19 protein-coding genes are annotated in these 17,519 nt (G+C 54.6%); 5 read left to right on the top strand and 14 right to left on the bottom strand.

Features of this window, described 5'->3' with window-relative positions; translation table 11 throughout:
- Window positions 1-45: 45 nt before the first annotated feature.
- The 6 genes from purH to JE47_RS0101390 all read right to left on the bottom strand — a co-directional run bounded on the left by purH (window position 46) and on the right by JE47_RS0101390 (window position 4,433).
- Entirely contained in the window at window positions 46-1,563 is a 1,518-nt protein-coding gene (purH, locus tag JE47_RS0101415) for a bifunctional phosphoribosylaminoimidazolecarboxamide formyltransferase/IMP cyclohydrolase (RefSeq protein WP_031458051.1), read from the bottom strand.
- Window positions 1,564-1,642: 79 nt separating this feature from the next.
- Window positions 1,643-2,440 (bottom strand): DUF4388 domain-containing protein, encoded by a 798-nt coding sequence (locus JE47_RS0101410; RefSeq protein WP_031458050.1) that lies wholly within the window; start codon window positions 2,438-2,440, stop codon window positions 1,643-1,645.
- A 47-nt stretch (window positions 2,441-2,487) separates the two neighbouring features.
- Window positions 2,488-3,075, bottom strand: coding sequence for a GTP-binding protein (locus JE47_RS0101405; RefSeq protein ID WP_031458049.1), 588 nt, complete (start codon window positions 3,073-3,075; stop codon window positions 2,488-2,490).
- A 65-nt stretch (window positions 3,076-3,140) separates the two neighbouring features.
- Window positions 3,141-3,635 (bottom strand): roadblock/LC7 domain-containing protein, encoded by a 495-nt coding sequence (locus JE47_RS0101400; RefSeq protein WP_028458431.1) that lies wholly within the window; start codon window positions 3,633-3,635, stop codon window positions 3,141-3,143.
- A 71-nt stretch (window positions 3,636-3,706) separates the two neighbouring features.
- Window positions 3,707-4,072, bottom strand: coding sequence for a roadblock/LC7 domain-containing protein (locus JE47_RS0101395; RefSeq protein ID WP_031458048.1), 366 nt, complete (start codon window positions 4,070-4,072; stop codon window positions 3,707-3,709).
- 67 nt (window positions 4,073-4,139) lie between these two features.
- Window positions 4,140-4,433 (bottom strand): helix-turn-helix domain-containing protein, encoded by a 294-nt coding sequence (locus JE47_RS0101390; protein ID WP_031458047.1) that lies wholly within the window; start codon window positions 4,431-4,433, stop codon window positions 4,140-4,142.
- Window positions 4,434-4,876: 443 nt separating this feature from the next.
- Between JE47_RS0101390 and JE47_RS0101385 the strand changes: the two genes are divergently transcribed.
- The 5 genes from JE47_RS0101385 to JE47_RS0101365 all read left to right on the top strand — a co-directional run bounded on the left by JE47_RS0101385 (window position 4,877) and on the right by JE47_RS0101365 (window position 10,040).
- Window positions 4,877-6,439, top strand: coding sequence for an ATP-binding protein (locus tag JE47_RS0101385; RefSeq protein ID WP_031458046.1), 1,563 nt, complete (start codon window positions 4,877-4,879; stop codon window positions 6,437-6,439).
- Between the two features lie 18 nt (window positions 6,440-6,457).
- Window positions 6,458-7,666, top strand: a complete 1,209-nt coding sequence (locus tag JE47_RS0101380) for a DUF58 domain-containing protein (protein WP_031458045.1) — start codon at window positions 6,458-6,460, stop codon at window positions 7,664-7,666.
- A 114-nt stretch (window positions 7,667-7,780) separates the two neighbouring features.
- On the top strand, window positions 7,781-8,734 hold the full coding sequence (gene trxB, locus JE47_RS0101375; protein ID WP_031458044.1) for a thioredoxin-disulfide reductase: 954 nt from the start codon (window positions 7,781-7,783) through the stop codon (window positions 8,732-8,734).
- 81 nt (window positions 8,735-8,815) lie between these two features.
- Window positions 8,816-9,073, top strand: coding sequence for a hypothetical protein (locus JE47_RS0101370; protein WP_031458043.1), 258 nt, complete (start codon window positions 8,816-8,818; stop codon window positions 9,071-9,073).
- Between the two features lie 208 nt (window positions 9,074-9,281).
- Window positions 9,282-10,040: an SDR family oxidoreductase gene (locus tag JE47_RS0101365; RefSeq protein WP_031458042.1), complete on the top strand. Its 759-nt coding sequence runs from the start codon at window positions 9,282-9,284 to the stop codon at window positions 10,038-10,040.
- Between the two features lie 100 nt (window positions 10,041-10,140).
- Here JE47_RS0101365 and JE47_RS0101360 read toward each other — a convergent pair whose 3' ends face one another.
- From JE47_RS0101360 to dnaK, 8 genes are all read right to left on the bottom strand, one after another.
- Window positions 10,141-10,842, bottom strand: a complete 702-nt coding sequence (locus JE47_RS0101360; RefSeq protein ID WP_031458041.1) for an HAD family hydrolase — start codon at window positions 10,840-10,842, stop codon at window positions 10,141-10,143.
- Window positions 10,843-10,856: 14 nt separating this feature from the next.
- Window positions 10,857-11,225 (bottom strand): response regulator, encoded by a 369-nt coding sequence (locus JE47_RS0101355; RefSeq protein ID WP_031458040.1) that lies wholly within the window; start codon window positions 11,223-11,225, stop codon window positions 10,857-10,859.
- Window positions 11,226-11,296: 71 nt separating this feature from the next.
- Window positions 11,297-12,562, bottom strand: a complete 1,266-nt coding sequence (locus JE47_RS0101350) for a Glu/Leu/Phe/Val family dehydrogenase (protein WP_031458039.1) — start codon at window positions 12,560-12,562, stop codon at window positions 11,297-11,299.
- Between the two features lie 115 nt (window positions 12,563-12,677).
- Window positions 12,678-13,325 (bottom strand): GNAT family N-acetyltransferase, encoded by a 648-nt coding sequence (locus JE47_RS0101345; protein WP_031458038.1) that lies wholly within the window; start codon window positions 13,323-13,325, stop codon window positions 12,678-12,680.
- A gap of 12 nt (window positions 13,326-13,337) precedes the next feature.
- Window positions 13,338-13,490: a hypothetical protein gene (locus tag JE47_RS21910; protein WP_173424539.1), complete on the bottom strand. Its 153-nt coding sequence runs from the start codon at window positions 13,488-13,490 to the stop codon at window positions 13,338-13,340.
- A 78-nt stretch (window positions 13,491-13,568) separates the two neighbouring features.
- A complete protein-coding gene (rlmB, locus tag JE47_RS0101335; protein ID WP_031458037.1) occupies window positions 13,569-14,327 on the bottom strand; it encodes a 23S rRNA (guanosine(2251)-2'-O)-methyltransferase RlmB in 759 nt (252 codons plus the stop codon).
- 152 nt (window positions 14,328-14,479) lie between these two features.
- Window positions 14,480-15,598 (bottom strand): molecular chaperone DnaJ, encoded by a 1,119-nt coding sequence (gene dnaJ / locus JE47_RS0101330; RefSeq protein WP_031458036.1) that lies wholly within the window; start codon window positions 15,596-15,598, stop codon window positions 14,480-14,482.
- Window positions 15,599-15,645: 47 nt separating this feature from the next.
- Window positions 15,646-17,490 (bottom strand): molecular chaperone DnaK, encoded by a 1,845-nt coding sequence (dnaK, locus tag JE47_RS0101325; protein WP_031458035.1) that lies wholly within the window; start codon window positions 17,488-17,490, stop codon window positions 15,646-15,648.
- Between the last annotated feature and the right edge of the window lie 29 nt (window positions 17,491-17,519).

The following is a 17,519-nucleotide window of genomic DNA, read 5'->3' as shown; positions in this document are numbered from 1 at the left end:
GTCTCCGTGTCTGTTTGATAAGGCAGCGGTGGTCACCGCTCCTCGTTAATGGCGGAAATGGCGGCGGCCGGTAAAGACCATTGCTGCACCGGCAGCATCAGCCGCAGCAATTACCTCTTCATCACGCACCGAACCACCGGGTTGAATAATCGCCGTAGCACCGGCAGCAATCGCCGCTTCAACTCCATCGGCGAAGGGAAAGAGCGCATCACTGGCCACCACACTCCCGCGCAGATCAAGGCCGGCCTGCTGCGCTTTCCATACTGCCAGGCGCGAGCTATCAACCCGACTCATCTGACCCGCACCGATACCCAGAGTACGGTCGGTAGCTGCGTAGACAATCGCATTTGACTTCACGTGCTTCACAACACGCCAGGCAAAACGTAACGCAGCAACTTCGGCATCGGTTGGTGCCCGTTTGGTTACCACCCGCCACTCCTCGGCTGCCAGCGGAGCACTATCCGGTTCTTGCACCAGCACCCCACCGGGAACGCTGCGGATTTGCCAGCGGGCAGCCCCGGCAACCGGTCGCAGACTCTGTAAAAGACGACGATTCTTCTTGCGCTGCAATAATGTTAAGGCATCAGGATCAAAAGCAGGGGCAATAATAATTTCCGAGAAAATCTCGTTGACCGCTTCGGCAAAAGCGAGATCAACCGTGCGATTGACCGCAATAATGCCCCCGAAGGGGGCATCTCGGTCGGTGGCAAATGCTGCTTCCCAGGCACTGCGGAGATCAGGGGCGACGGCAACACCACACGGATTGGTATGTTTGATGATAGCAACTGCCGCACCCTCATGAGGGGGAAACTCCTCGATCAACTCTTGCGCGGCTGCGGTGTCGAGAATATTGTTATAACTCAGTTCTTTGCCGTGCAACTGGCGGAAAAACGTTCCGAAATCACCATACAGTGCGGCTGCCTGATGCGGATTTTCGCCGTAACGCAGCGATTGATACTTACGCCACGCGAGCGGCAAAATTTCAGGAAGGGGTTCCGTACAGAGATAGGCTGCAATTGTAGCATCATATTCAGCCGTATGGGCAAAAGCCCTGGCAGCCAGTCGTCGTCGCTCGGCAAGTGGCACATCACCGGTACGCAAACCATCAAGCACAACCGGATAATCGGCGGGATCAACGAGGACGATCACATCTGAAAAATTCTTCGCCGCTGCACGCAACAGCGCGACTCCACCGATGTCAATCTGCTCTTGAGCTTCAAGCAAAGAAACATCAGAGCGGGCAATCGTTGCCGCAAACGGGTAAAGATTGACGACAACCAGATCAATCGGTTTGAGCTGATGGGCGGCCAGTTCGGCCATGTGGGTTGGGAGATCGCGGCGGGCCAGCAAGCCAGCATGAATGGCTGGATGCAACGTTTTGACTCGGCCATCGAGAATTTCAGGAAACCCGGTTATCTCACTCACTGCCAGGGCCGGAATACCGGCCTCTCGTAACACTCGCTGTGTTTGACCAGTGGAGATAATCTCAACACCGAGGTTGTGTAATGCCTGTGCGAACTCAACGATCCCTGTCTTGTCGTAAACGCTCATCAACGCACGCACAACATACTCCTCACCCTATTCAAGACCAAACCCTGCCTGCAGCGACGGGCAGGGTCGTGTATCGCCATTGTACCACAAATCAAACCAGCGCCTCACGCGCTCGCTCGCGTAGTTGGGCAGCAGCCTGACTGGCGCGATCAGCACCGATCAAGCGACGCGCTTCGGCTTCAAACGCATCGGCTGCCGCCAACATCTCGGCTGCCGATGCCCGTGAAGGATCGGTCACCCCGGCAATTCGATACGCTTCCTGAAGCAGCACATTGGCGCCAGCGCCGAGATAACCGGCAGCAATCTGTTCAAATTCGGGCGCCAATGACTCACCGGCTGCCGCTTCGCGACGCTCGATCAGCCCGCTCTGCATCAATTTTGCAATAATCTCGCAGGTTCGTGCTTCTCCCAGGCCACTACGCTGAGCGATCTGAGCAACTGTATGTTTGCCGTTGATCATCGTCAGCACCCGCCACTCTTCCGCATCGAGACTGATCTCGACGGTACCTGAAGACGGGTTAGGAACCAGACGGGGCACCATCGACAACGTGGGCGCTGCTTGTTGCTGCGACCAGGTCTCTTGACGATGGATCCCTTCCATGATGATCGACTCATTGCTAACGGTAATCGTGACCTGGGGCGACGTCACACCTTCGTGGAAACGAAACGGGCCGCTCGTCACGGTAAAGAACGCATAGACCGCTTCCAGTGGTTCTAAACCGGGCAGCTTTGCATCAACAATCTTTCCATCACGAAAAAAGATCCAACCGGCCAACTTCTGCGCACCACGCCGGCCATCAATTTCAACTCCACCGGTCTTCTTACTCAATTGCAACAACTGGATGAGGTCAGTGAGCGAAAACTCGCTCAAATCACCTGCCAGCGCCATAGCTGCGCCTCACCTTTGACTAGCGCGTGCGACGTTGCAGAGCAACATCACAGCTTGCTAATGACAACCCGACTGATTGCCCGCAGCGTTTCAAAGACCCCCACGCCTTTGGTAGCGATTGCCTCGATCCGCGGCCAATTCATCTTATTCACACCGAGGAAATGATCCATAGTTGCCACTGGTGTGAGCACCTCTGGCGGCAAATCCCGCTTGTTGTACTGCAATACGATCGGAAAATCGGCAAATCGCTTATTCTGGCGGGTAATATTCTGGGCCAACTCACGCAGGCTGTTAATATTTTCCTGCATTTTGTTCTTGTGCGAGTCGGCCACGAAGACCACCCCATCAGCACCGTTCAACACTGCCACCCGTGTCCGCTCGTAGAGTACCTGCCCCGGTACTGTATACAGATGAAAGCGCGTTTGAAATCCGCGCACCTTACCGAGGTCAAGTGGCAAGAAATCAAAGAAGAGCGTTCGTTCAGTTTCAGTTGCAATAGAGAGGAGATCGCCTTTTACCTCTTTTGGCACCTGGCTATGGATATACTGCAAGTTCGTTGTCTTGCCGCACATCCCAGGCCCATAGTACACAATCTTGCAGTGTATTTCACGCGCAGCGACATTGATCAGAGCCATAGATTCTCTCGCGGAGCCGGTCGGATCACACCCCGACACGACCAATCAGCAGGATGGAAGCGCGGCTAATCACGGAACAACAGATCAATGGTATCTTCCATTGAAGTACGGAAGGCGGAACCAAGCACTTCATCACGCGCCTTATGCTGTTGCCGTACCCGTTCGAGAACGGCAGCCAACTCATCGGTCGCCTTCTTGGTTAGCACCTTCACTAGACCGATATGTGTGCCCTTGTTGAAGATGATACACAGAATCCATTGTTCCTCGATCAACGCGATGAAGATATTTTCGCGCACCCCTTGCTGGAACGATGCCCGAAAATCGCGTTCGCGCAAGAGCTTGGCCACCTCTCGCGAGGAAGCGAACACACCGGCAATTAGGGCACCTAGCGCAGTAATGTCTTGCCGGTCGCCATCGCCTTTCGAGGAGATGACCTGACCACTTTTATCGAGGAGCAATGCATAGTCACTGCCGGTGTCTTCCACCAGCCGGGAGAGACACTCTTCAATTTGAGCGATCTCTTCCGAAGGTACGATGATACTTGTCAACTGAGGATCCATCGCAGCCTACCTTCACGTATGAGAGTGGCGGGTGTCGATGCGTTACTGCTTCAAATTATAACATACCGTTGTCAAATTGCGCTGAGCGCATCGATCATCTCGTCACGATGTTTGGCAGCAAGAAAACGAAGGAAGCCAAGATCATCGCGTGAGTTGGTCAATAACAAGAGCATGGCATCACTACTGATCGGTTCAATAATGACCAGGCCATCATCGTATTCAAGCACTGCCTGAACGGTACGACCCTTGGCGACTTCTCGTCCCAGCGCATCGGCCATGGCCAGCCCGTTGGATGCCACTGCACCGATAGCATCAATATCCACCCCCAGACGAGTGACACTTTCGATCAAAAGACCATCAGTGGCTACTACCGCAGCAGCTTCAACGCTTTCGACCATGCGAAATCGGGTTAGAAGCTCTTTCAGCTCGCTACTCATGCTACCTCACTTTACCGCACGCACTGTGTATTATACACTGTCGTTGAACCAGAATGTTTCCATATCGTCACTCCATTTCACCAGTCACATTGTTGCGTTCCCGATCTTTCGGGGGGCGACCGGCGCGGATGTTCCGCAGGGAGTGGATAGTTGCGGCCAGGGCCCGATCAGCCCAACCATAGATGGTTGGGCGACTTTTCTGTAGTTCATCGGCAATTTGGGTGACGTTAGCCCGATAGCCGGGATCAAATGTGGCGAGGTTGATACGTGCAGCCGCAATGATCTGCTGAATCTCTTCGGGCGTTAATTTGTGTTCGCGAATGAGTTTTTGGGCACGTTTGCTGCTTTGGTTGATTTTCATGCCGATCTCCTCGCCACACCGGATAGCAATGGCTTCGCTGCCTGTGCCAGGCATTGGTGGTGAATACTTGCTCACCTACCCTCCTCGCGCTCAGGTTAAACGGCCTACGGTTACCGATCTCCGTCACGTATACCCGTGTACTCAGGAATTCTGAATGTAATGTTATTGGTTGACGGTATAATTTTTTATCATCATACCACGTATCAGCAATATTGTCGAGTCGTTGTGTAAATAGTAACCGGGTGGGCAGAACGGAGGAGAGACCATGCGCACGATACGCCATTGTATGAGACAAGGATTATCACACCGATGTTGAGATACAAGGGCTGTACGCACTTGTGTAATATTTGACAACGACACCTTCTGCGTGGAATAAGAAGTGTAAAAGTTTACACATGCTCACGACGATAGGAGCGTACACTCCTGTGTTACAATAGACGATTATGACCGATCTACGCCTCCGACAACGCGAATATCTACTGCAAATTAGCCGGGCCCTCACGGCACAGCTCGATCTGGGCAGTGTGCTAAATCTGGTGATCACGTATGCGGTCGAATTATTAGCCGGCACACTCGGCTTTATTGCCCTGTTCGACGAAGAAGATGGAATGCTCCGTATTCGAGCCTCAGCGCAATTGCCGCGCGATCTCTGGCCCGCCTTTGCCCCGCTGCTGCACATCCCGATTGCCGAGCTCAGTCGCTACGGCCCGCAGGTACTGCGTGAGGTCTCCCTTGATACCGGTATTCCACTGCGCCAGATGATCGCATTACCACTGACGGTTCGTGATACCTCACTCGGTGTGATCTACGTTTTCCGTGCTGCTCTCAATGTGGCATTCTCGGCTGATGATCGCCAGATTCTGCAAGATTTCGCCGATCAGGCAGCTATCGCCGTAGGAAATGCTCGCCTGTTTCAAAGTGTGTTACGCGAGAAACAACATCTGAATGCGCTAATTGAGCAGTCAGCCGATGGGGTGATGATTATCGATGGCCGCTGGCGAATTACTACCTTCAACCACACGATGGAATTATTGACCGGCTGGTCACGTGAAGAGGCAATCGGCCGTCCATGCGCCGAAATCCTTGGGATTCGCAATGCACAGGGAGTAAATATCTGCCTAAACGAGTGTCCGCTGCAACGCCATCCCGACCTCGCCAACCCTGTCGTTGAAGGTTGGATTACTACTCGTGATGGGCGTGAGTTGTTTATTCAGAATCGCTATGCACCGCAACGGGGAAGCCACGGCCAACTGTTGAGCGCCATCGCAAATGTACGTGATGTTACGGACCAAAAGATTGAGGAAGAGCGCCAGAACACGTTCATTTCGGTCATTTCGCACGAGTTGCGGACACCAGTGAGTATCATCAAGGGCTTTGCCGAAACGATGCTTCGTCCTGATGGTCAGTTCACGGTCGAACAATACCGCGAAGCACTCCAGGTCATCGGCGAAGAGGCTGACCGCCTGGCTCGTCAGATTCAAGATTTGCTCGATGTCTCACGCATTGCTGCCGGAGGACTACGGCTCGAACGAAGTGATGTGTCATTGCATCTATTGGTGACCGAGGTAGTACGTCGCTTCGCCACCCAGGTTGGTGAGCGGATCGAATTCGAGATACGGGTACCTGATGATATGCCACCGGTCTACGCCGATTACGAGCGGATTCGCCAGGTGCTGAATAATCTGATCGAAAATGCCGTCAAGTACAGCCCAAATGGCGGCGTCGTTCGGATCGGCGCCCGCGCCGAAGGCGACATGGCCATTGTCTATGTCGCCGATCAGGGGATCGGTATTCCGCCAGAAGAACAAGAGTTGATCTTTGAACGTTTTTATCGAGTCGATACGCGCCTGCGGCGTGACCAGCCCGGCAGTGGTCTGGGCCTGTTTATTGCCAGAGCAATTGTGGAAGCGCACGGCGGTCGCATTTGGGTTGAGAGCCAGGTCGGTCGTGGCTCACGGTTCTTTTTCACCATCCCCTTGAGCCGACGCCGATTACCCGGTGAATAAACGAGATGTGATATCGTTATGATACTGGCACTCTTCGTAGTGTTTATCCTGGCACTGATCTTTCGTCAGTCAGCACTGGCGTTGTTGGTGGCAACGATCCTGGTCAGTCTTGGCATGGCCCGTCTCTGGCAGCGCTGGGCATTGCGACGGGTGGAATATCGACGCACGTTGAGTCAACTTCGTGCGTTTCCCGGTGATGAGCTTACACTGACGATCACCATGACCAATCGGAAGCTATTGCCGCTGGCACAGGTTCAGGTGTTCGATGCCATTCCCAACGGGATCACGGTGGTGGGAGCGCCGGTGATCTTTAGCGGAAGTCGCCAGGTCAGCATCATCCGCAGAAGCACCGGCTTACGCTGGTACGAACGGGTCATCTGGCGGTACCGATTACACTGCGAGCGTCGCGGTGCATTTCGCTTCGGGCCGGCCCAGGTGCAGAGTGGTGATCCGTTTGGTCTCTTTCGCACGGCAGAGACCTTTGCTGCCGATGTGACGTTACTCGTTTATCCAAAACTCCTCAATCTGACCGATCTTGGTTTACCGGCCCGCGATCCACTTGGGTTGACACGAGCAGCGGCTCTTGTGCGTGACCCGTTGCGAGTAGTCGGAGTACGTGACTATACGCCTTCAGACCCGCTTAAAGATGTGCACTGGGCTGCTACGGCGCGCACCGGTACCCTCCAAACCCGCGTCTACGAACCGACAACCGCTCACGTGCTGGCACTGGTTCTCGATCTCGATACGTTTGAGTTCTACTTTCAGGGTATCGATCCTGAACTGGTCGAACATCTGATCGGCGTAACGGCTACGCTGGCTCATCATAGTATCAATGCAGGCCATGCGGTTGGATTGTACGTCAATGGCGCGCCGGTTGAAGATGAACATCTGGTACGATTGCCGCCCGGTCGTAGTCCCAACCAGCTTGCTCAGATCATGGAAACCCTGGCCCGACTGACAGCCTATTCAGTGCTACCCGCTGCCCGCTTGCTCCGGTTGATCACCACCGACCTGCATCCCGGGGCTACGATTGTGTTGATCGGCGCAGTCGCGTCTGAACCGGTTCAGGCCGCACTATTGCGGTTGCATGAGCTTGGGTTTCGAATCGTCTGGCTTTTCTGCGGCGACCGACCACCACCACCGATACCCGGCGTCCGATCCCACTGGACACCACGACGAATTACTGATCAACAAGCAATAAATCAATCCCATACCCCAGGGGGGTAATCTGGATTACAGACAACAATCGCCAGGACGTGCTATACTCCCTTTTGTGAGCGACAATTCCGTTGTCGCAAGAGTGATTATGTGTCGAAATTGATACCAGGAGATTGCTGTCGTATGCATCACAAAGTTGTTATCATTGGTTCGGGTCCAGCCGGTCTGACGGCGGCTCTCTACGCGGCACGTGCCAACCTGGAGCCGCTAGTCATTCGCGGTTTGCAACCCGGAGGTCTGATTGCCACCACCAGCGAAGTAGAGAATTATCCGGGCTTCGTAGATGGGATTGGTGGTTTTGAGCTGGCCGAGGCCATGGAGAAGCAGGCAGCCCGTTTTGGCGCAACGTATCTCGATACGATGGTGACGAAGGTAGAAGTAGACCAACGCCCCTTCGTGATCCATACCGATAGCGGCCAGATCGTGACCGCCGATGCCATCATCGTCAGTACGGGCGCTTCACCACGTAAACTTGGGGTGCCTGGTGAGGAGGAGCTGGCGAATCGGGGGGTGAGCTACTGTGCAACCTGCGATGGTTTCTTCTTCCGGGGCAAGAAAGTGGTGGTCGTTGGCGGGGGTAACAGTGCGCTCGATGAAGGGCTGTTCCTTACCCGTTATGTCGATGAGCTGGTCATCGTTCATCGACGCGACACTCTCCGCGCCGATCCAATTTTGCAGGAACGCGCCTTCAGTAATCCAAAGGTACGTTTTATTTGGAACTCGGTTGTGATTGCGATCAACGGCAAAGATAAGGTTGAGTCGGTCACATTACGCAATCTGAAGACCGGCGAGGTGAGTGAGCTGCCAACCGACGGTGTCTTCCCGTATATCGGGCACGTACCAAATACCGATCTGTTCCGCGGTATCCTTGAGCTTGATGAAGGTGGCTACATTGTTACCGATGGTCGTACCCGCACCAACATCCCCGGTATCTTTGCTGCCGGTGACGTGACCGACCACATTTACCGTCAGGCGATTACTGCGGCCGGCGATGGTTGTCGGGCCGCAATGGAAGCAACCTGGTATCTGGCCGAGCAGGAACATGCTCGCACCAAAGCCACTGCGACTGCCGTCTAAAAGAGTTGTGAAATTTGCTCTTCACAGTGTGCGCCGGCACCAATATAATAGAGTTGACAGTATGCAACGAGGAGGTGCGGTATGGCAACGATGCCTGAAAAAGATGATGAGCTGGTTGATGTCGGCGCACGCGAAGGTTACGAGCACCTCGAACAAGCTTACATCCTGGAGTATCTACGCAGTCAAGGACTGACCCTTGAACAAGTACGGGCTATGCCCAAAGAGCAGGCCAAAGAGATTATGCGCACGGCATCGCTCTATGCTTCGACCCAAATGAGCGTTGTCGAGGCACGTGCGCATTTGGTGGAAGAACTACACGGTGGGCCACGCTCGTTGTAGGACGGTGAAGATGTCTTGCCAGTAGGAGCGCAAGAGCGGGTTTTCAACCCGCTCTTCTTGTGAGAACTTCAGCAAATCTCTATCACCAAAGAAAACACCATAAACGACGCTAAACTACCCCCTTGCTTCCTTCTGTTGCACAGCTACAACAATGTCTTGTATACTACAGCCGTTGCAGGAGCCTTTTCGTTCAGCATAGGAGCATACCGTGACGTCTCAATTCCATGGCAAAGTTGCACTTGTTACCGGGGCCGCATCTGGCATCGGGCGGGCCAGTGCCCTCGCGTTTGCCCGTGAAGGGGCACGAGTTGTTGTGGCGGATATTCAGGTCGCGGGGGGTGAAGAAACGGCACAGATGATTACTTCGATGAGTGGTGAAGCACTCTTTATTAAGGCTGACATTTCAAAAGCGGCGGAAGTTGAAGAGTTAATTCGACAAACCGTCACCCATTATGGACGGCTTGATTTCGTCCACAACAATGCAGCCGTTGAAGGTATCATTGCACCTACCGCTGATTATCCAGAAGATGACTGGGATCGCACCATCAACACGAATCTCAAGGGAACGTGGCTCTGTATGAAGTATGAGATACGCCAGATGCTACAACAGGGCGGTGGTGCAATTGTCAATACGGCTTCTGTGGTGGGCTTGGTAGGTGCACCGGGGCTACCGGCGTACTGTGCTGCTAAGGGAGGCGTCGTACAACTCACGAAGGCAGCGGCAATTGAGTATGCTAAGGCAAGCATCCGCATTAATGCTGTTTGTCCGGGATCAATCTATACCCCGATGCTTGAACGTCTCCTTGCCCAACCTGGCGTAGAAGCCGGTGCGCTGGCAACCTTGCCGATTGGCCGAATTGGCACCCCTGAAGAGGTTGCCGGGGCAGTCGTATGGCTCTGTTCGGCGGCTGCATCGTATGTGATCGGACATCTGATGGTGGTTGATGGTGGCCTGGTAGCGCAGTAATCAGTAAAACGTATCACTTGCCTGATCTGGAATGATTTCTGGGGCGGGTACCCAACCCGCCTCTCGCCAATATCGGTTGCACATTTCCTACATCACGTGTTCACGTACCCAACACCGCTTTCAGTACGGCTGAAGTATCGCTGAGATCAGGGAGTAGTGCGTCAGGACGATGCCAGGACAGTTCGGTCATTGTGAAGGGACCGGTTGCCACGGCTACAGTACGAGCGCCAAAGCTTTTGCCACAAGCAATATCACGCGGGGTATCACCGATAATTACGACGTCAGCGGGTAAAAAGTTATAACGATAACGACTAGACGCACGAACGGTTGCAATCAGCGGTAGCGCCAGCCGATCAAAGTGGTCGTCGCCATACGCACCGGCTTCGAGATCAAGCCATGGGAGCAGGCCGGTACATTCTAACTTGATGCGCGCCGCAGCCACAACGTTTCCGGTCAGTGGCGCCTGACATCCATATTCAGTCAAGGCTCGCAGCGCTTCAACAACTCCCGTAAAAACTGTAGAGCGCGCAATTAATGCTTCACGTTGCGCATTCAGCTCGGCAGTATACAATTCGATAAACTCACGCAGGCGCTTATGGGCAGTTGCTGCATCAAACGAAGGGATACTCTCGCGGATAATCTGCCAGTCAGTCTTCCCGGCATACGAAGTCCGCTCGAGATGTACACCGGGGCCTATCAGCTTACGGAGGGCAGTACGCATCGCCTCAGCCGCAATACCATCAGTTGAAAGAAGAGTTCCGTCAATATCCCACAAGATGAGACGTCGTGCGATTGCTTTCATTGCCAGCCACACATCTAGTATGGAGAAGATTGCTCTGCTAATTCGGTAATCACCTGCATCAATTCATCGAGATCAGTAGGTTTCGTGAGGAAACGGTCGAAACCTGCGGCCAACGCTACCCGACGATCACTCTCGCCGAGACCACTCAGCGCAATCGTCGGGCAACGGTGATACACCGGATGGGCACGTAGTTGTTGCACAAGGTCAAATCCATTACAATCGGGCAAGCGCAAGTCGATGATAAACACCGCCGGAAGTGGCACCGATACGGCCAATGCCGCAGCGCCGGTAGCAACGACCGTTACGTTACATCCCTGCCCCTGTAGGAAGATGGTGAACAGTTGCTGCATTAGCGGATTATCCTCGACAAGCACAATCTGCATAACTCCTCCTGCCCGGTGATGCAGCGAGGGTCGACCAGAGGAATCGAACTTGGCGCTGCGTCACAATCCCTTTACGGATAAACGCCACGAGTGAGATTAGCGTCGGCGACTCGTTGTACGGCCAGGAGATACGCTGCGAGCCGTAATGGAATCTGTCTTTGCCCAGCCATCGCGTACACCTGTTGAAATGCACCAACGATAATCCGTTCGAGTTTCTCGTTAATATCTTGTTCGTCCCAGAAGAACTCTTGCAAGCCCTGCACCCACTCGAAGTAAGAGACAATCACACCACCGGCATTTGCCAGAATATCAGGCACAACGATGATGCCTCGTTCACCAAGGATGGCATCGGCTTCTGGTGTCGTTGGCCCGTTCGCCCCCTCGACGATCAGGCGAGCACGGATTCGTTCAGCGTTCTCGCCGGTAATCTGATTCTCGAGCGCTGCCGGTATCAATACATCACACTCTAGTTCGAGCAATTCGCTGCCACTGATCCGTTCGACGCCGGCTGCTCTATAGCCGTCGAGCAGACGGAACGAGTGTTGTTCGGTATGGGCACGCATTGCCGGAATATCAAGTCCCTGCGCGCAATAGTAACCACCGGAGGCATCGGCCACCCCGATCACCTTGCAACCGAGTTGATGCAGCAAATAAGCGGCGGTGCTCCCCACATTTCCGAATCCCTGCACCACCACGCGCAATCCATCGAGCGACCAGCCTAACTGCCGTGCCATCTCACGCACCATCAGCATGACACCACGACCGGTTGCCTCAACCCGACCTAACGAGCCACCAACATTCACCGGCTTACCGGTAATGACAGCGGGTACCGTGTAGCCACGATGCATCGAGATGGTATCCATAATCCAGGCCATGATCTGGGCATTGGTACCCACATCAGGTGCAGGAATATCCTTTTCAGGGCCGAGCAAGATACTGATCTCAGTAGCAAAACGTCGGGTCAGTCGTTCAAGTTCACCAGGCGAGAGTTGCTTAGGATCAACAATCACGCCACCCTTGGCACCGCCGTAAGGAATATTGACCAGCGCACACTTCCAGGTCATCCACATCGCCAAGGCACGTACTTCATCGATATCAACACTCGGATGGTAGCGAATACCTCCCTTCACCGGGCCACGGCTCAGGTTGTGCTGGACTCGATAACCGGTAAAAACCCGTGTACTACCGTCATCCATCTGTACCGGAAAATTGACCGTCAATTCGCGCTGGGGCACGCGCAGAATTGCCCGAATGTCATCCGGGAGATGGAGCATTTCGGCTGCCTGATCGAACTGCTGTTGGGCAACGTGAAACGGATTGATACGGTGAGACGTCATTGTCTGTGTTCTCCATTGGTATTTAGCTGTTGCTGCTGATACCTGTGCATAATCCGGACGTACAAGAGCAAGGGTTCAACAGTGATGGTTGGCACCGTGCCGGTTACCAGACGTTTCAATCCAGGTCTTTGCGCATGTAGATCCAACCACTTTGACCAAAGAACAAGCGACCAAAGAACGAGTGCCGTACATACAGCGCTTGAAAGCCAAGCCGCTCGTACAACGTGCGGGCCGGCTGGTTCGTCTCGCGCACGTACAGGCCAAGGTAGGTCAGGGCACGTGAGCGAGCATACTGTTCGGCCTGTTGCAACAGTGCACGAGCTACCCCGCGTCGGCGCCAGGCCGGTGCGACCGCAACATCGGCAATAAACCCTTCACCGTGCCCGATCTGGTGATCGAGTAACGATAGCGCGAAGAGTGAGCGAAGCGCCCCCCACCAGCCCAGAATTTCAAAGAATGCCGATTCGGCAAAGCCGCCGCCACTCATCATATCACGAGTTCGCAAACTGGTAGTACCGATGACCTGATTGTCGTATTCGGCCACGAGCATCCCTTGCAAGGCGGCTGCACCCTGCCGGCGCCAACCAACCGCCAACGCTTGGGCGCCACGCTCACCGCCGTGCGGGCCAAACGCAGCGCCAAAGGTGTCGGCAAAGGCTTCACGATGCAGGGCGACGATAGCATCAATATCACTCAGACGTGCCGACCGAATGACAATACCGTTGGCTGATACACCAGACGATATATCAGAGGCGACAGACATGCTCACGTACACTTACTGAGTCTTGAGGCCGGCAAGCTGTAGTTCCAGCCGCTGGGCTATATCGCGGTACATATCACCACGACGCTCGGCAGCGGCTAGCTTGCGTTGCAGGAATACGATATATCCCAACGCGATACCAAAAGCAGCGAGTATAATCCAGCGCATACGCCTCCTCTCTGTTCTTACGTTGCGTATTCTAGCGCAGACCCAATAGAGCTTCAAGTCAGAGGAAATGATCCTGTCTCAGTCAGCAACCGGGCGATGGCGTTGACGCCAGGCGTAGTAGATAGCGATACTCCCCGCGATCGCTGCATTGAGTGATCCAACCTGGCCAATTATCGGTAAACGAACCAGAAAGTCGCACCGCTCGCGCACCAGGCGAGCAATGCCGGTACCTTCGGCACCGATCACGAGTGCCAGCGGCAGATCGAGATCAACCGCATCGATGTCTTGCGCCTGATCGTCCTGTTCGAGACCAACCACCCAGACACCAGCTCGTTGCAATTCTTCAATCGTCTGGTTCAAGTTTGACACCATTGCTACCCGTAGATGCTCGACCGCACCGCTGCTCGCATTAACAACGGCTGGAGTAATTTCAGCCGCCCGCCGACCGGGAATCACGACACCATGACATCCGACAGCCTCTGCCGTGCGCAGGAGAGTACCGATGTTTTGGGGGTCTTGCAGATGATCGAGCAATAGCAGTAAGGCCGCTTCCCGTCGTTCTGTCGCAGCATTGAGACAGGTATCAAGATCAACGTAAGGGTAGGGGCCAGCTTCGAGCATTACCCCTTGATGATTAACATCGCGCAACTGGCGATCCAGCATTTGGCGTTCGATACGCTCCACCGGAATACCGGCTTGTTGCGCCAGATGAATAATTTCGGCGATGACGCCACTTTCCTGGACGCTCCGCGAGAGAACCAAACGGCGCAATGTACGGCGACGAGCACGCAGTACCTCGCGCACCGCATTGCGCCCATAGAGGAGTTCCGTTGTCATGACTATTCACTCAGTACTCAAGCTCACAAAGGTTCCATCGGCGCGAACAGACCTGGCTGGATGTGAGCAATGTTTCACCCAGCCTCCTCGACCCTCTCGCCCCCTCATCGCACCTGAGATTGCAGGTGAAACCGCAATGCCAATACCGTGGTTTACAAACCAAACGCATCTTTAATCCGCCCAAAGAACCCATCGTCGTGGTTGTCGTCGTGGGACGCAAAGGTTTGGGCCAATTCCTGGAAAAGGCGACGCTGGTGATCGGTCAGTTTCGTCGGAACCTCTACCCGAATCACTACGATCTGATCACCGCGACCCTGTTGCCGCAAATAGGGAACCCCCTTCCCACGCAAGCGGAAGGTTTGGCCGTGCTGGGTGCCAGGTGGCAGGCGCAGCTTTTCTGTCCCTTCGAGCGTTGGCACACTGACTTCTCCACCCAACGCGGCCTGAGCAACATTGATGGTCAGATTGAGAATAATGTCGTTGCCATCGCGCTCGAAAAGGGGATGCGGCTGAATATCAAGGGCAACGTAAAGGTTCCCCGGTGGCCCACCACGCGGCCCGGCCTCACCTTCACCACTAATCCGAATCTGTTGTGAACTATCGACACCCGCCGGTACGCGCACCGTGATTTTGCGGGTCTGTCGTACCCGACCTTCACCACGACATTCACGACAGGGAATAGGGATTACGTAACCGGTGCCACCACAGGTATCACAGGTCGTCACCGTCACCATATTGAAGATGGGTGCACGCTGACGGATTTCACCGGTACCGCCACAACGAGGACAGCGCGTTGGTTCGGTACCAGGTTCGGCACCAGAACCATAGCATACCGGACATGTTTCGAGACGACGGAACTCGATCTCCTTTTCGGTCCCGAACACTGCCTCTTCAAAGGTAAGCCGCAGTGTATAGCGCAGATCGGCTCCGCGCAGCGGCCCACGGGTGCTGCGTCCCGCCCCGACACCACCGAAAAAGGCATCGAAAATCGAGCTAAAGGGATCAACGCCTCCAAACGGATCAGCGCCAACGCCACCGAAACCGGGCGGATTGTGACCAAACCGATCGTACATCGCCCGCTTCTGTTCGTCAGAGAGCACCTCGTAGGCCTCGTTGATCTCTTTGAACTTCGCCTCAGCGTCCGGCGATTTATTCACATCGGGATGATATTGGCGGGCTAGCCGACGATACGCCTTTTTGATTTCATCGGGCGTCGCACTCCGACTCACCCCGAGTACTTCGTAATAATCACGTTTGGCTCCCGCTGTCATACGGTGTCCTCACGACGTGTGCTACCGGCCAGTAGCCTGGTATAAGCCTACTCGCCTACCGATTCATCAACAACGGTACCGGCAGCACCGTTTGATGTTGCCCCGGTTGAGATATGCTGTAACGCAACGGCCAATTCAGCGATACGATTCCGAATCGTCTGCTCGTCATCTTCGGCGACAACACTGCGGAGCGCCATCATCTTCTCTTCGACGGTCGCCCGCACGCTCGGATCGACGTGTTCACCAGCTTCGCGTAACGTCTTTTCCGCAGTGTATAGCAGGCTATCGGCGTGATTGCGGGCGGCAATCAACGCACGGCGGCGACGATCTTCTTCAGCATGAAGCTCAGCATCGCGCACCATCCGCTCAATCTCTTCCTGCGAGAGGCCTGAAGAAGCCGTGATAGTAATACGCTGTTCTTTACCGGTCGCCTTATCGCGAGCACTGACACTCACAATCCCGTTGGCGTCAATATCAAACGTCACTTCAATCTGCGGGACACCACGGGGAGCGGGGGGAATACCCGACAACTCAAAGCGGCCCAGGCTCTTATTGTAACGCGCCTCCGCACGCTCACCTTGTAACACATGAATCTCGACGCTCGTCTGGTTATCGCTGGCGGTAGAAAAGATTTGGCTCTTGCGGGTCGGGATAGTGGTATTGCGCTCAATCAGGGGCGTCATCACACCACCAAGCGTCTCGATACCGAGCGTCAACGGTGTCACATCGAGTAAGAGCACATCTTTCACTTCACCGGCCAGCACACCAGCCTGGATCGCTGCGCCGATGGCAACTACTTCATCAGGGTTAACGCTGCGGTTTGGTTCTTTGCCGAAAAAGTTGCGCACGGCTGCCTGGATCGCCGGCATGCGGGTCTGTCCTCCTACCAGAATAATTTCATCGATCTGACCTGGTTGGAGACCTGCATCGCGCAGTGCCTGTCGGACTGGCCCCATACTGCGTTCGATCAAATCAGCGCAGAGTTGCTCAAGGCGGGCGCGGGTGAGCGTTGCATGCAGATGCTTCGGACCGCTCGGATCGGCGGTGATAAAGGGCAGGCTGATCTCGGTCTGCATCAACGAGCTAAGCTCCATTTTGGCCTTTTCTGCCGCCTCTTTCAACCGTTGCAGCGCCACACGGTCGGCGCGCAAATCAATCCCATGCTCCTTTTGAAACTCATCGGCCAGCCAGTCGATAATGCGCTGATCAAAGTCATCACCACCAAGATGCGTATCGCCACTGGTGGCCTTCACTTCAACCACACCATCACTGAGTTCAAGAATGCTAACATCAAAGGTACCGCCACCCATATCGTAGACGACGACCAGTTCATCTTTGCCCTTCTTGTCAAGCCCATAGGCAAGGGCACTGGCCGTTGGTTCGTTAACGATCCGCAGCACTTCGAGACCAGCAATCTTACCGGCGTCTTTGGTAGCCTGACGCTGGCTATCATTAAAGTAGGCCGGTACTGTGATCACCGCCTGCGTCACCGGCTCGCCGAGATAGGCTTCAGCATCAGCCTTCAATTTTTGCAGCACCATCGCCGAGATTTCAGGTGGCGCATACTCACGACCGGCCATCAACACGCGCACATCGCCGTTGGGTGCAGCGGTGATCTGGTAGGGAACCAGCTCTTTGTCTTGTTGCACTGAGGGTTCGTTAAACTTCCGACCGATAAAGCGCTTCACGGAAAAGATGGTATTTTCAGGATTCGTTACCGCCTGCCGACGGGCCACCTGACCAACGACGCGCTCGCCAGATTTGGTAACGGCCACCACCGACGGGGTCAGACGCGACCCTTCAGCATTGGGGATAACAACCACATCACCGCCTTCAACCACAGCGACCACCGAGTTGGTTGTGCCCAGATCAATCCCAATTACTTTTGGCATGGGAGCTTACCTTCATCTCAAAAAACGTT

The sequence above is a fragment of the Chloroflexus sp. MS-G genome (assembly GCF_000735195.1).
Classification (GTDB): domain Bacteria; phylum Chloroflexota; class Chloroflexia; order Chloroflexales; family Chloroflexaceae; genus Chloroflexus.
This window is presented reverse-complemented; position numbering and strand designations above follow the sequence as displayed.

What these genes read in the sequence shown, in the direction of transcription:
- JE47_RS0101410 (WP_031458050.1), bottom strand. Translation starts at nt 2,440, where the DNA reads ATGGCGCTGGCAGGTGATTTGAGCGAGTTTTCGCTCACTGACCTCATC.
- JE47_RS0101405 (WP_031458049.1), bottom strand. Translation starts at nt 3,075, where the DNA reads ATGGCTCTGATCAATGTCGCTGCGCGTGAAATACACTGCAAGATTGTG.
- JE47_RS0101400 (WP_028458431.1), bottom strand. Translation starts at nt 3,635, where the DNA reads ATGGATCCTCAGTTGACAAGTATCATCGTACCTTCGGAAGAGATCGCT.
- JE47_RS0101395 (WP_031458048.1), bottom strand. Translation starts at nt 4,072, where the DNA reads ATGAGTAGCGAGCTGAAAGAGCTTCTAACCCGATTTCGCATGGTCGAA.
- JE47_RS0101390 (WP_031458047.1), bottom strand. Translation starts at nt 4,433, where the DNA reads ATGAAAATCAACCAAAGCAGCAAACGTGCCCAAAAACTCATTCGCGAA.
- JE47_RS0101385 (WP_031458046.1), top strand. Translation starts at nt 4,877, where the DNA reads ATGACCGATCTACGCCTCCGACAACGCGAATATCTACTGCAAATTAGC.
- JE47_RS0101380 (WP_031458045.1), top strand. Translation starts at nt 6,458, where the DNA reads ATGATACTGGCACTCTTCGTAGTGTTTATCCTGGCACTGATCTTTCGT.
- trxB (WP_031458044.1), top strand. Translation starts at nt 7,781, where the DNA reads ATGCATCACAAAGTTGTTATCATTGGTTCGGGTCCAGCCGGTCTGACG.
- JE47_RS0101370 (WP_031458043.1), top strand. Translation starts at nt 8,816, where the DNA reads ATGGCAACGATGCCTGAAAAAGATGATGAGCTGGTTGATGTCGGCGCA.
- JE47_RS0101360 (WP_031458041.1), bottom strand. Translation starts at nt 10,842, where the DNA reads ATGAAAGCAATCGCACGACGTCTCATCTTGTGGGATATTGACGGAACT.
- JE47_RS0101355 (WP_031458040.1), bottom strand. Translation starts at nt 11,225, where the DNA reads ATGCAGATTGTGCTTGTCGAGGATAATCCGCTAATGCAGCAACTGTTC.
- JE47_RS0101350 (WP_031458039.1), bottom strand. Translation starts at nt 12,562, where the DNA reads ATGACGTCTCACCGTATCAATCCGTTTCACGTTGCCCAACAGCAGTTC.
- JE47_RS0101345 (WP_031458038.1), bottom strand. Translation starts at nt 13,325, where the DNA reads ATGTCTGTCGCCTCTGATATATCGTCTGGTGTATCAGCCAACGGTATT.
- JE47_RS21910 (WP_173424539.1), bottom strand. Translation starts at nt 13,490, where the DNA reads ATGCGCTGGATTATACTCGCTGCTTTTGGTATCGCGTTGGGATATATC.
- rlmB (WP_031458037.1), bottom strand. Translation starts at nt 14,327, where the DNA reads ATGACAACGGAACTCCTCTATGGGCGCAATGCGGTGCGCGAGGTACTG.
- dnaJ (WP_031458036.1), bottom strand. Translation starts at nt 15,598, where the DNA reads ATGACAGCGGGAGCCAAACGTGATTATTACGAAGTACTCGGGGTGAGT.
- dnaK (WP_031458035.1), bottom strand. Translation starts at nt 17,490, where the DNA reads ATGCCAAAAGTAATTGGGATTGATCTGGGCACAACCAACTCGGTGGTC.